The 13,544-nt window shown below is 34.1% G+C and carries 18 protein-coding genes; all 18 read right to left on the reverse strand.

The window, feature by feature from the left end; genetic code table 11:
• Position 1 precedes the first annotated feature (1 nt).
• The 18 genes from BG261_RS04190 to BG261_RS04275 all read right to left on the reverse strand — a co-directional run bounded on the left by BG261_RS04190 (position 2) and on the right by BG261_RS04275 (position 13,395).
• A complete protein-coding gene (locus BG261_RS04190; RefSeq protein ID WP_070791916.1) occupies positions 2-427 on the reverse strand; it encodes an arginine repressor in 426 nt (141 codons plus the stop codon).
• 3 nt (positions 428-430) lie between these two features.
• Positions 431-1,249, reverse strand: coding sequence for a TlyA family RNA methyltransferase (locus BG261_RS04195; protein WP_070791917.1), 819 nt, complete (start codon positions 1,247-1,249; stop codon positions 431-433).
• An 11-nt stretch (positions 1,250-1,260) separates the two neighbouring features.
• Positions 1,261-2,139 carry a polyprenyl synthetase family protein gene (locus BG261_RS04200; protein WP_070791918.1) on the reverse strand — a complete coding sequence of 293 codons (879 nt, stop codon included), beginning with the start codon at positions 2,137-2,139 and terminating at the stop codon, positions 1,261-1,263.
• On the reverse strand, positions 2,129-2,356 hold the full coding sequence (locus BG261_RS04205) for an exodeoxyribonuclease VII small subunit (RefSeq protein WP_099098635.1): 228 nt from the start codon (positions 2,354-2,356) through the stop codon (positions 2,129-2,131). The genes BG261_RS04200 and BG261_RS04205 overlap by 11 nt, the downstream gene beginning before the upstream one ends.
• Positions 2,353-3,678 (reverse strand): exodeoxyribonuclease VII large subunit, encoded by a 1,326-nt coding sequence (gene xseA / locus BG261_RS04210; protein WP_070791920.1) that lies wholly within the window; start codon positions 3,676-3,678, stop codon positions 2,353-2,355. The genes BG261_RS04205 and xseA overlap by 4 nt, the downstream gene beginning before the upstream one ends.
• Positions 3,671-4,519: a bifunctional methylenetetrahydrofolate dehydrogenase/methenyltetrahydrofolate cyclohydrolase gene (locus BG261_RS04215; protein ID WP_070791921.1), complete on the reverse strand. Its 849-nt coding sequence runs from the start codon at positions 4,517-4,519 to the stop codon at positions 3,671-3,673. The genes xseA and BG261_RS04215 overlap by 8 nt, the downstream gene beginning before the upstream one ends.
• A gap of 149 nt (positions 4,520-4,668) precedes the next feature.
• Positions 4,669-5,784 (reverse strand): alanine racemase, encoded by a 1,116-nt coding sequence (alr, locus tag BG261_RS04220; RefSeq protein WP_070791922.1) that lies wholly within the window; start codon positions 5,782-5,784, stop codon positions 4,669-4,671.
• A gap of 5 nt (positions 5,785-5,789) precedes the next feature.
• Entirely contained in the window at positions 5,790-6,149 is a 360-nt protein-coding gene (acpS, locus tag BG261_RS04225; RefSeq protein WP_070791923.1) for a holo-ACP synthase, read from the reverse strand.
• Entirely contained in the window at positions 6,142-6,861 is a 720-nt protein-coding gene (locus tag BG261_RS04230; protein ID WP_070787157.1) for a pseudouridine synthase, read from the reverse strand. Before BG261_RS04230 ends, acpS begins: the two co-directional genes overlap by 8 nt.
• A gap of 47 nt (positions 6,862-6,908) precedes the next feature.
• The gene (scpB, locus tag BG261_RS04235; RefSeq protein WP_099098636.1) at positions 6,909-7,475 is read right to left on the reverse strand and encodes an SMC-Scp complex subunit ScpB; all 567 of its coding nucleotides are present in this window, start codon (positions 7,473-7,475) and stop codon (positions 6,909-6,911) included.
• A complete protein-coding gene (locus BG261_RS04240) occupies positions 7,468-8,196 on the reverse strand; it encodes a segregation/condensation protein A (protein WP_070791924.1) in 729 nt (242 codons plus the stop codon). Before BG261_RS04240 ends, scpB begins: the two co-directional genes overlap by 8 nt.
• Complete coding sequence (gene xerD, locus BG261_RS04245) at positions 8,189-8,929, reverse strand: site-specific tyrosine recombinase XerD (RefSeq protein ID WP_070791925.1); 741 nt, start codon at positions 8,927-8,929, stop codon at positions 8,189-8,191. Before xerD ends, BG261_RS04240 begins: the two co-directional genes overlap by 8 nt.
• Positions 8,930-8,941: 12 nt before the next feature.
• A complete protein-coding gene (gene cbpB, locus BG261_RS04250; RefSeq protein ID WP_070791926.1) occupies positions 8,942-9,427 on the reverse strand; it encodes a cyclic-di-AMP-binding protein CbpB in 486 nt (161 codons plus the stop codon).
• Entirely contained in the window at positions 9,417-9,932 is a 516-nt protein-coding gene (locus BG261_RS04255; protein WP_070791927.1) for a metallophosphoesterase, read from the reverse strand. Before BG261_RS04255 ends, cbpB begins: the two co-directional genes overlap by 11 nt.
• On the reverse strand, positions 9,929-10,939 hold the full coding sequence (locus BG261_RS11115) for a nucleoside-triphosphate diphosphatase (protein ID WP_075201839.1): 1,011 nt from the start codon (positions 10,937-10,939) through the stop codon (positions 9,929-9,931). The genes BG261_RS04255 and BG261_RS11115 overlap by 4 nt, the downstream gene beginning before the upstream one ends.
• Positions 10,936-11,727: a glutamate racemase gene (gene racE, locus BG261_RS04265; protein WP_070791928.1), complete on the reverse strand. Its 792-nt coding sequence runs from the start codon at positions 11,725-11,727 to the stop codon at positions 10,936-10,938. The genes BG261_RS11115 and racE overlap by 4 nt, the downstream gene beginning before the upstream one ends.
• A gap of 57 nt (positions 11,728-11,784) precedes the next feature.
• Positions 11,785-12,021, reverse strand: a complete 237-nt coding sequence (locus tag BG261_RS04270; RefSeq protein ID WP_070791929.1) for a YneF family protein — start codon at positions 12,019-12,021, stop codon at positions 11,785-11,787.
• Positions 12,022-12,141: 120 nt separating this feature from the next.
• A complete protein-coding gene (locus BG261_RS04275) occupies positions 12,142-13,395 on the reverse strand; it encodes a diaminopimelate decarboxylase (protein WP_070791930.1) in 1,254 nt (417 codons plus the stop codon).
• Positions 13,396-13,544: the final 149 nt, after the last annotated feature.

Here is a 13,544-nt window from a genome sequence, read left to right on the forward strand (position 1 = left end):
ATTACTCACCTCCTAACAAACGATAGATTGTTAAAGCGTCTTCCTCCGAATATGCAACCAAAAGTAAGCTATCATCGTCTGCTATAAGTGAAAAAATACGACGGCCATATAGTTCAAGCAAGTTACGCTTCACTAGCATTGCATGCCCTGGACCTGTTTTAACTGAAAGCATCTTATCCAAAACTTCTACATGCAAAATTAAAGATAGATATGACTTATCTTTTTGTCCAGATGGAAGACTATATCGATATCCACCCGATTTTGCTGGAACCTTTACTAATCCCATTTCTTTAATATCACGAGAAATTGTTGCCTGAGTTACGTCGATATTTTTTTCTTGCAGATTTTTAACTAATTCATCTTGAGTTTTTATATCTTGACTTGAAAGAAGCTCTTCAATTTCTTTTATACGATCTGCTTTTTTCATTTACTATTTATTATCCTTTAATTCTTGATGTGCATTTTCAACAACTTGATCAATTTTCTCAGTTGATATTTCAGCTTCTTCTCCATCCTTTTTCAAATGTACAAGAAATTCCATATTACCATGTCCACCCTTTATTGGTGAATGTGTTAACCCTAAGATTGAATATCCTATTTCATGAGCTATATTTACAACCTTGACAATGGTTTCCTTATGAACGTTAGCATCCTTAATAATCCCATGCTTTCCTATCTGTTCTCTACCTGCTTCAAATTGCGGTTTAATCAAGGCAACAACTTCACCTTGATCTTCTAAAATCTCAAATAGTGGTGGAAGAATTAGACCAAGTGAAATAAAGCTAACATCAATTGAAGAGAAGCTTGGAAGGCCATCTTTAAAATCATCAGGTTTAGCGTAACGGAAATTAAACTGCTCCATCACGACAACTCGATCATCTTGACGAATTTTCCAAGCAAGCTGATTTGTACCAACATCAAGAGCATAGCTTAGTTTAGCACCAGATTGAAGCATTACATCAGTAAATCCACCGGTAGACGCGCCTATATCAAGTACGGTTTTACCATCTACTGAAATATCAAAATATTCTAATGCACGTTCAAGTTTCAAACCACCTCGTGAAACATATTTAAGCTTCTCACCTTTTATGTGTAATTCTGTTGCAGCATTAATTTTCTCTCCTGGCTTATCAAAACGAAGGTTGTCCGTATTATAAACAAGACCAGCCATTATTCCTCTTTTGGCTTTTTCCCTGGTATCAAAAAGCCCCTGTTCGTAAGCTAGAACATCAACACGTTCCTTTGCCATTTATTCTCCTATTACTTATCATCTATATCTAGCATATCAATTAACTCTAGGACACTTGATGGCCAAAAGTCATTCTCATCTGATAATTTTTTTATTATTTGTCTTGCTGAATATAATTCATTTTTCAAAGCCTCTTTAGCTCCTTCAAGACCAAGAAACTTAACATAAGTTGCCTTATCTTCCTCAATATCTTTGCCTGGAGTTTTTCCAATTTCTGCAAAATCAGCTGTTACATCTTTTATATCATCCCTAATTTGAAAGGCAAGACCAATATGTTCACCAAGTGTACGAAGCTTCTCAACTATCTTTTCATCTGCTTGTGCAACAATAGCTGCTGCTACAAATGGAAAAGTTAGCATTCTTCCCGTTTTCAAAGCATGAATCTGCTTAAGCTCATCAAGGCTAATTTCTTTTTGCTCACTATCCATATCTAATACTTGACCGGCTACCATTCCATAAGAACCACTAGCATATGATAATTCACGAACTAATTTAACAAGAATTTCTGCAGACAATTCACTTGAAACTAATAAATTATAAGGATCAAGAAGTAATGCATCTCCCGCGAGAATTGCTTGTGCATCTCCATAAACTTTATGGTTCGTCAGGCGGCCACGACGATAGTCATCATTATCCATTGCTGGTAAATCATCATGAATAAGGCTAGAAGTGTGAATGAGTTCAACTGAAGCTGCTACTTTGTAATGTTCCTCTGTTAATTCAATACCAAAGGCACGCAAAGTTTGCAACATAAAAAGAGGTCTTATTCTCTTTCCACCAGCATTGACTGAATATAATATCGAATCTGTTAGATGTGGAATCAACTCCTTTTCTGAGTAAAACTCTCTAATAGTTTCATCAATATTACTTAGTAATTCATCATTCTCCATCAAAAACCTCTAAAGAACCATCTTTTTGTACAATTTTCACCAAAGTATTTTCAGCGTCAGCTAGAGTTTTTTTAAGGCTTTCACTTAAAATCATTCCCTTTTGAAATTCTGAAATCGCATCCTCAAGAGCAACATCACCATTTTCTAACTTACGAACAATTTCTTCTAACTCTGCCAAATTATCTTCGAATTTTTTTTCTTCTACTTTTGCCATTATTTATTTTTTACCTCAACATTTATTCTTCCATCTGCTAAATCGATTTCTAACATATCACCATCAAACACATCATTAGTACTTTTAACAATCAAATCATCTTTTTTAACAACTGCGTAGCCACGAGATAGAATCTTCTCAGGACTAATCAAAGTCAATGCCTGCCAAGCCTTTTCAGCTTGGTTCTTCTTTTGATCATATATCTTATTTATAGCATTTACAAGAAGCCTTTGTTCTTGACTAACTAAATCTTGATAATTATTAACTTTTCTTAACAGGTTAATGCTAGACAGTCTATGATTTAAAAGCTCATAAGTTTGTGACTTCTGCCTTAAATTTTGCTTCATCAAGTCAATTAATTGATTAGTCAATAGATCAACTTTTTGAATGTGTCCATCGTAGAGACGCTCAGGTTGTCTAAAAATCACAGAATTAACAAGTCGGTCAACACGTTCTTGGCCTAATTTTATAGACTTCAAAAGTGCGGCTTCCATTCTTTTTTCACGATCAGATAAGGCGGTCAAAATATCAAACTGGCTAACTGGGGTAGCAATCTCAGCTGCTGCAGTAGGTGTTGCTGCCCTTCTATCTGCCACATAGTCAGCCAAGGTTGTATCAGTTTCATGCCCAACGCTTGAAATAATTGGTATTTTAGATTCAAAGATTGCTCGAACCACTGACTCCTCGTTAAAACACCAGAGATCTTCGATTGAACCACCACCTCGACCAACGATTAAAACATCAAAGTCTCCAATATCATTTGCTCTTCGTATGTTTGATGCTATTTCTTCAGCAGCACCATCACCTTGAACCTTTGTAGGAAATAGAACAATTTCTGTCATTGGAAACCTTCTTCCAACAGTAGTTATAATATCGCGAATGACAGCACCTGAGGGACTAGTTACAACCCCAATTTTTTTTGAAAATTGAGGAATGTCTTGCTTCCATTGCATATTAAAGAGACCTTCAGATGTTAGCTTTTCCTTAAGTTGCTCAAACTTAACAGCGAGTGCTCCAATCCCGTCAGGTATCATCTGAGTTACATTTATTTGATATTGTCCACTTTTTTCATAGAGGCTTATTCTCCCAACAACCATTACTTTCATACCATTTTCTGGTAAAAAATTAAGTTTATTAAAAGCTGGTGCAAACATTGTAACACTAATAACAGCACTATCATCTTTTAGTGAGAAATACTGATGACTTGGCCTTTTACGAAAATTTGATATTTCTCCTGTTAAATAGACTTTTTCTAAATATGGATCACGCTCGAATTTGGTTTTTAAATATTTTGTTAATGTTGAGACTGTTAGGTACTCAGTCATTTATTGTTCTCCATGCTGCTTGATATGTTTGCTCCATAAGCATTGTAATTGTCATCGGTCCAACCCCCCCTGGAACTGGAGTAATAAGGCTTGCTACTTCACTTACCTCATCAAATTTAACATCACCAATTAACTTTCCTTCACCATTACGGTTCATGCCAACGTCAATAACAACCGCTCCATTTTTTACAAAATCAGCTGTAATAAAATGTCCTACTCCAATAGCAACAACTAAAATATCAGCTTGTTTTGTTACATCTTTGAGATCTTTGGTTTTAGAATGAGTAATAGTTACTGTAGCATTTTCTTGCAATAACAAAGCTGCCATTGGTTTTCCAACAATATTTGAACGCCCAACAATTACTGCATTTTTACCAGTTAAATCAACATTGTACTCTTTGAACATTTCCATAATTCCTGCAGGAGTTGATGGAATCATAAGTGGATTTCCTTCCCATAATTTACCCATATTAAGTGGGTGAAAACCATCAACATCTTTTTGAGGATCAATCGTTAAAAGCACTTTCTCTTCATCAATATGTTTTGGAAGTGGCAATTGAACTAATATTCCATGAAATTGAGAGTCTAGATTGTATTGATTAATTATTTTAAGCAAATCTGCTTCTGATATAGTTTCTTCAACACGACGAACAACCGAGTTGAACCCTAGATTATTTGCTACTCTTTCTTTATTTTTCACATATACTTGACTTGCTGAATCTTCACCTACTAAGATAACCACCAAACCAGGAGTAATTCCTTTTTTTATCAATTTATCTGTTTTTGTTTTCAAATCAGCTTGCATTTTTTCAGCTAAAGCTTTCCCATCAATAATTGCCATTTATATCACTCCCCTTAATTCTTATAGTTTATCTCTTATTATACCAAATTTTCAGAAATTCTTCTGAATTAATATTCTTTTAATGCTTATAATCCCTTTCTATAAATCAGTAAAAAACTAATCCATTGCTAGACTAGTTTTTTACTGATTTATTCATTTATATATGTTCGATAAATTCTATCACTTAAAAGACATACAACTTCATAATTGATTGTACCTCTTTTATTTGCAACATCATCGACTGTAATAACATCATTGCCATTTTTACCAATAAGAGTTACTTTCGTTCCTAAAGGATATTCTTGATCAAGTTGAATAGTAATCTGATCCATTGATACACGTCCAATAATTGGCATCCTCTTGCCATCTATTAATACATCAAATCCTTGCATGTTCCTCGTCCAACCGTCTGCGTATCCAATAGGCAATGTTCCAACAAAAATATCTGAATCAGTTGTGTAGGTTGCTCCGTATCCAACAGTCTCACCTTCTTCAAGAAGTTTCACATGACTCAACTCACTTTCAAGAGTCAATGCTGGTTCAAGTTCAAATGGTAGCTCAATATTACCACACGATGGGTTTAGTCCATACATTGCATCGCCAAAACGTATAATGTCTTCAATCGTGTCAGGATGCCAAAGACTTGCTGCTGAGTTTGTTGAGTGAATAAAGTGTGGACGACGCTCCATACCTGCAAGTGCACTCTTAAAGGCATGCTCTTGTTGCTCAAATTTTGTTTGAGAAGCTTCATCTGCTGTGGCAAAGTGAGTAAAAATACCATCAAAAGTAAAATTATATTTATCAATAATTTCAATAATTTCATTAATATCTTCGACACATCGAACGCCAATGCGCCCCATTCCGCTATCGAATTTAATATGCAGTTTAAGCCCAGAAAGATCTTCTTCTCTATTTTCGTCTATGACTTGTAATAACCACTCAACACTTGGAATGGTCAAACTTATATTTTCTTCTAATGCTAGTTTAGCATCTCTAGGTGAAATACCACTTAAAACTAAAATATTTTCAAAGATATTGTTCTCTCTTAATTCAAGAGCCTCATCTAAATTTGATACACAGAATCCATCAACTAAACCTTGTACGGCATGTGCTACTCTCACAGATCCGTGTCCATATGAATTTGCTTTTACAACTGCATATACCATCGGATCAGATCCTACATGGTCACGAAGATTTCGGATATTTCTTCTAATACTTTCCAAATTAACAATTATTCTCGTTGGACGATGTATACTACTTCTCATAATATTTAACTCTTTTCTAAGATAATAAATGCAATAGCTTCAAGGTTTGAATGGCTAATTGAAATAAAAACATTTCCTAATCCATTAAAAGGTGACTTACTAAAATATGGAGCCCCCTGCCCATCATTAAGTATTTCCAAATCTTGAAAACTTATTTCCCCAATTCCACTTCCCCAGGCTTTTGAAAATGCCTCTTTTGCGGCCCAACGACCAGCAAGATACTCAATTTTTCTTTGACCTGAATATTTTTCGAAAATTTCAAGTTCAGAAATTGTCAGTACCCGTGCTGCAAAGCGCTCGTTTTTAGCGTAAGCTTTCTCAATGCGAGAAAGTTCTATATTATCAATTCCAATATTTTTAATCATTTTTCGCCATATTAACAAGTTGGCTTACTTCTTTTTTACTTAATTTGCGATATTCACCTGGAGCAACACCTGCAAGATCAAGTGGCCCATATTGTACACGACTAAGTTTTTGAACAGGAAGACCTACTGCTTCAAACATTTTTTTTACTTGGTGGTTACGTCCTTCATGAATAACAAGACTCACGACACTTGTCTTTTTAACACCATCAGTTTTTAAAATTGAATAAGTCGCAGGTTTTGTTTTACGACCATCAAGTCTAACACCATGTGTTAAAGGACGAAGATTTTCCTTATTTGCTTGACCTTCAACTTTCGCCACATATACTTTTTCAACTTCATGACGAGGGTGAGTCATAAGATTTGCAAACTCCCCATCATTAGTCATCAATAGTAGTCCACTAGTATCCCAATCAAGCCTACCAACTGGATAAATACGTTCTTTCACGCCATGGAAATAGTCCATAACAGTTTTTCTACCCTTTTCATCACTTACACTTGAGATAACCCCTCGTGGTTTATTGAATAAAAAGTAAACAGGTTCTTCACTGTATGCTGAAATTCCATCAACTTCAACTCGATCTCCTGCCTTAACCTGATAGGCAAGATCCGTCATCATTTTTCCATTAACCTGAACTTGACCAGATTTGATTAATTCTTCAGCCTTACGACGACTTGCGATACCCGCATGGGCTAAATACTTATTTATTCTCATTTATTAAATTCCTATTTTCTATTAATTGGTCTGTTGCCAATTATTTTTTAAATATCTTCAGTTAGATTACCTTCATCAAAAAGTGAAACTTCTTCAATATCTAATTTACTCTCATCTACTTGAGGCAATTCCTCAAGTGAGTTAATTCCTAGATAATCTAGGAAAAATTCAGTTGTTGCATATAAATTTGGGCTACCAATTACTTCTTTTTTTCCAATAACTTTTATTAAGTCAAAGGTTAGTAATGTAGTAATGGCACCTTGTGAATTAACTCCGCGAATATTATCAACTTCAATTCTTGTTAAAGGTTGTTTATAGGCAATAATGGATAATACCTCTAAAGCAGCCTTTGACAAAGACTGATTGATTGGAGTTTTAGCATAATGTTGTAAAAGTTCCTTGAAAATATCCTTACTAGTCAGTCTATAGCGACTTGCAGTTTCGATAATAGTCAATGCACTCTTTTCATCATTTTCGTATTTTTCTTTCAATTTGTCAATTTGTTGCTGAGTTGCTTGTGGGCTAATGGACATTAGACTAGACAAATCTCTTATTGTTAGTCCTTCTTCCCCTGCTACGAAAAGCAAAACCTCAAGCATTGCTGTCTTATTCAAAAGTAGTATCCACCTTTTCTAAAATAATTGAACCAAAAATTTCTTGTTGACTACAAGAGATAGTTTGAGTCTTAATGAGCTCAAGCGTAGCTAAGAAAATAGTTATCATCTCATCCTTATTTACCGATGTCGTAAATAGATCAGAAAACTCAACACGACCTCGTTCATTAATAATCTGACTTACCTCTATAATTTTTTCCTCAATTGAGAAAGAATCACCAACAATCGTATTGTTCTCATCTCTTAACTCTCGTCTTTTTTGTTCAAGAACCTTATTAAAGGCCAAAAATAAATCTATACTATTTTTGTCGAAAGCCAGCTCAACATCATCGGCAGCAATTTCAGTTTTTTCTTTGGAATAAAAACCAGCTCTATAAGTATGTAACTCCTGTAGATCTGCCGATAAAAGCTTAAACTTACGATATTCATCAATCTGGCTTAGAAGTTCTTGCTCTAAATCTATTGTATCATCCTCAAATTCATCCGTCACTGTTGGTAAGAGTCTACGGGATTTAATAAGGATAAGTTGGCTTGCCATAACTAGATATTCACTTGCAAGCTCTAACTCCATTGTTTTCATAGAATTAACATATTCAAGATATTGCTCAATAACTGAAACAAGCGGTACCTCGTAGATATCCATCTTGTATTGGCTTACAAGATGGAGTAATAAATCTAGAGGTCCTTCAAAATCTTTAATTTTAATCTTTATATCATTCATTCTTATAATATTTTTCTAGTGTCGCTGTAGTTGTAAGACCCAATTTACCAGCTAAATCATGAATTTTCATTCCTTTATTAACTTGGCGAAGAATATATTGCTCTCTTAACTCTTGAGCTGTTAAGGGAGTATATTTCTTTAGTTCATAGTAAAGAAATTGTCTAGATTTTGAGAATAATTCATCACCATTAGTTATACTACGTGAAATTAGTATAAATTTATTAGACATTGGAATAATCCTTTTAAATCCATTTTTTGTTAGGGATAAAATTTTGAAATTCCAATCAAAATCACGCCAACTAAGGGATTGTATCTCTGTAGGTGTCAGACCGAATTCTATTATCAAAAGGGCTATAAATTGTCCAACAGATTCAATCTGCCCATAAACATCTGGTAAATTTACAACTCGAGGTACTTTCACATCATCTTGAATCTTTTTAACTTTTACTTGCTCAAGTTGTAGATATTGTGAAATATTACCTTTGTTATATGAATATTTCAAGAATTGATTGATAGCTGAAATCTTTCTTTTAGCAGCAGTCTGACTCAGACCATCAGCTAAAAGCTTTTGCCGATAAATATCTAAATTTGTCTTTGTCAAATCGCGTTCCTCCATGAAGGACGCAAAGGCTCTTAAATCATAAAGATAATTATCATATGTATTCTTAGTTATACTTTTACTTGCCAAGTACTCCAAGATTCTTTCTTCATTGATTACAGAGTTTTCTGCCATATTACTACTCTCTTATTTCTTTAAATTTTTTTCATTCTCTGGTATTTTTTCTATTTTGTAATGCTTTGGAAAATCATGTACAAATGCACTAAAGGCCTTTAAAACTTCTTGTCTAGGAATAATTCCTACAAACTCTTTACCATTTAAAACAGGTAGAAATGACTGTTTTGTAAGCTTACGCAAAACATCTTCAAAAGAATAATTAAGCTGAACTGTTTCAATTTCATTATTTACTATTTCAGAAATATCTGTTTGAGTGCTTTTTTCATAAAAGAAATCATGAGCATTTTCAAACTCAACGATTTCTGTTAATCCCAAGATACCTACAAACTCTTTCTGTTTAGTAATAACAGGTACATTTGAATATTTATATTGACTCAAAAGTAATTTCGCATGAGCAATATTATGTTCATCAATTAAAACTGCAACATCTTTTGCTGGTTTCATGAAGGTTTCAGTTTGTGCTAGAAGAAAATCTTCTATTTGTCTATCTATCATATTTTAATTGAAACTCCAAATCTTTTATAGGTTTATGATCTCTTGTGAGATACTGTATATGATAACCTTCATTATTTAACTCAAGCTTACAATACATTTTTTCATGATGATCACCACGTGGCTGACTAATGCTCCCTGGATTTAAAAATAAAATTCCATCTTCAATCGTAGCAACTGGTCTGTGAATATGACCGAAGAAAGCGATATCGGCCTTCTTGTCTTGTGCTAAAAGTTCAAGTTGTTTCAGACCAAAATTCACACCATATAAATGCCCATGAGTAACAACGATTTTTTTATTCTCAGCGTCAATAGTAGCAACCTCTGGATAACCCGAGTCAAAATCACAGTTTCCTTCAACGACTGTAATCCCTTTCCAAACTGGATCACTACTTGGAAGTTCTGAATCACCACAATGAATTATTGCACTTGCAGTTCCATTGTATTTATTCTTAATCTCTTCAACAATTTCACGATCTCCGTGAGAGTCACTCATAATTATAATCATTTTGCCCAATCTCCCCATACTTGTAGAAGCTTTTCTAAAGCTTTTGCTCGATGCGAAATTTTATTTTTTTCTTCCAAAGGTAACTGCGCAGCGGTCTTTCCAGTTTCCCCTACTTCAAATAATGGATCATACCCGAAGCCATTCTCTCCTTTTGGAATAGTTGCAATGTAGCCATCCCAGTCTGCCTCAACTACTAAAGATTCTTTACCAGGTGCTGCGACAACTAAGGTTGTATGAAATTGTGCTGTTCTTCGTTCAGGAGTTATAGCTGTACTTGATAGTTCATGCAATAGTTTTGCATTGTTAGCAGCATCAGTTGCCTTATCTCCCGCAAATCTTGCACTCCAAACACCAGGCAAACCTCCCAAAACATCAACCTTCAAACCAGAGTCATCAGCTAAAACCATTTTCCCAGTTAACTCAGATATAGTTTCTGCTTTAAGTCTTGCATTTGCTTCAAAAGTTGAACCAGTTTCTTCAACTTCAGGTAGTTCAGGATAATCATTTAAATTCTCAACTGTATAACCTAATTTTGAAAACATTTGGCGAAATTCTTTTGTTTTACCTTCATTATGTGTAGCAATGAGAATTGTCTTATCCTCACTAATTTGATATTTTTTATCTTTTTTGGCAAAGTCAGGTTTTAGATTTAAAATGTCAGAAAGTTTCTCACTATCGAAATCTCCATATGTCTCTAAATGAATTAATTTACCATCTAGATATGCTGAGAAGACTCCATTTGAAAGCTGATACTGAAAATCTTTTCCTGTAGCAGTACGAACTATTTCAAAGAAAAGATCAAATACTGCATCAGTTTTATCTTCTACAGAAAAAATTTCTATACCAAAGCTCTCACTATCATTATCCTCAAAAAATTTTTTGAAAAAACTTTCAATTGGTAAAAACTTTTCTCTAAAATTTTCTTCAAAACTATAAATCAGAAGAAAACCATTAGCATCTAACTTACCAAATACGTTATTTTCTACATCTTTAAAAATTTGACTCATAAATCAACATGCTCCACTTCTACGTCTTGATTTAACCATGTGTCTGCTATTTCTTTAAAACTTTGGACATTGGCTGTTGTATAAAATTTATGATTTAATGTTTCTGACTCAATTCCATTGATTTGGAAATAATCAAGCAGCATTGAAATATCACTAACTGTTTCAGCTCCACTATCAATCAGTTTAACGCCTGTCCCCATTACATTTTGAATTATTGGTCGTAATAAGGGGTAATGAGTACATCCAAGAACTAAAGTATCAACTTTCCCTGTAAGTTCTTGCAAACTCTCGTAAATTACTTTTTTAGCAAGCGATGAATTTACTTCATTACTTTCAACCAAAGGTACGAAACGTGGACAAGCCAAGCTGTAGACTTCGATTTTAGGTGACTTAAGGTTTATTACCTTCCTATAACTATCACTCTCTATGGTCATCTTAGTTCCAATTACACCAACTTTATCAGTTTTTGTAGATTTAATTGCTGCTCTTGAACCAGGTAAGATAACCCCTAAGATTGGTACATCTATTTCTTTTTTTATTTCCTCTAAAGCAACTGCTGTAGCAGTATTACAAGCTATAACAATCATTTTCACATCTTTGCTTAAAAGAAAATTTACTAATTGCCATGTATATTCTAATATTTGTCTAGCTGGCCTTGGTCCATAGGGCGCTCTGGCTGAGTCACCAATGTATATAACTTCTTCATGAGGTAATTGACGCATCAATTCCCTAACTACTGTAAGTCCTCCAACACCTGAATCTAGAACCCCAATTGGTCTTTTATCCATGATATCACCTAAATTTTCAGAAAATAAAGGGGCAGAGCATCATGCTCAAGCCCTTTATTATTTCTTACTAACTTCTTGTTTTGCAGAATTTTTGATTTGACGAAACACTTGTTGAACTTGAGTTTCACTTGGTTTGCGCCCCATTGAACTCATCATCATACGTACTGCGTCTTCATTTAATGGTGGGTTATCAGCCATCATTTTCTTCACTTGAGAACGAGTTAAGAAAACTCCACCTGCAAAACCTGCTGCTGCAGCTACTAAGATTAATAAAATAGCAATTCCGATGTTCATAATTATGTATATATCTCCTTATTGATTGTTCATTAGGTAATTATACCAAAAAAGTTATGTAAAGAAAAGTTGAAACATCAATATTACTACTTAAGTACTAGTAAATTTTTACCAGTTTGCTTATTCAGAAAAATCAAATCCATATAATGTTGCAAAGTAATCTTCAGGAACCTCTGCACGCCTTATCATACGTGGGCTTCCATCTTCTTGCAACAATATTTCTGCACTTCTTAGTTTAGCATTATATTGATAGCCCATTGAAAAACCATGAGCACCTGCATCATGAATTAAAAGAGTATCCCCAATCTGAATTTCAGGCATCATTCTTTCAACAGCAAACTTATCGTTGTTTTCACATAAAGAACCCACAATATCCACTTTCTCAGTTGCTTTATCATCATACCTACCGTTTATGCTAATGTGATGATAGGCTCCATAAAAAGCTGGACGCATCAAATTTACAGCACTCGCGTCAACTCCAATGTATGTTCTATAAGTATTTTTTCGATGTAATACTTTAGTAACCAATAAACCATGAGGCGCCAACATATATCTACCTAACTCAGTATATATTTTGACCGAGGTAAGACCATGAGCACCAAGTACTTTATCATATGCTTGATGGACTCCCTCACCTATTTTGAAAATATCATTTTCTTGTTGACCAGGTTTGTAATTGACCCCAATGCCGCCTGAAAGGTTAATAAAATCAAGTTCCACCCCTGTTTCTTCTACAACTTCGACTGCAAGTTCAAATAATTCTTCCGCAAGAGCAGGATAATAATCGTTAGTTACAGTATTACTAGCAAGGAAAGAATGGATACCAAATTTCTCAACTCCAAGACCTTTAAGTTCTTTAAATGCTTTAATAAGCTGTTCCTTTGTCATCCCAAATTTAGATTCTTGAGGATTATCCATAATATCAGTTCCAAGCGCAAAAACTCCACCAGGATTATAACGACAAGAAATTGTCTTAGGAATTTCAATAGTATTTTTTAATAATTCAATATGCTCATAAGCATCAAGATTTATTATTGCTCCTATTTTAGATGCATATTCAAACTCACTTGCTGGTGTATCATTTGATGAGAACATAATATCATGTCCCTCAAACCCTAATTTGTGACTCATTAGCAACTCAACATAACTAGCACAGTCTACACCGCACCCTTCTTCCTGTAAAATTTTAAGTATGGCAGGAGTTGGTGTTGCTTTTACTGCGAAGTATTCTTTAAAACCTTCGTTCCACGAAAATGCTTCATATAAATCACGCGCTTTTTGTCTAATCCCTGCTTCATCGTATAAATGAAAAGGGGTAGGAAATTGTTCTGTTATCTCATCAAGTTTATTTTTATCTACGAATGGTTCTTTCATCATAATCCTCCATATTTTTATAATATTCTAACATATTATGACAGAATAAAAAACCAAAGAAATTACAATAAATATAATAATTTTTAATTTAAAAGTGATATAATTATTCTATTATTTTGTTTTCTTTTTTTGAGAAAATTATTTTTTAT

The sequence above is a fragment of the Floricoccus tropicus genome (genome assembly GCF_001832905.1).
GTDB lineage: Bacteria > Bacillota > Bacilli > Lactobacillales > Streptococcaceae > Floricoccus > Floricoccus tropicus.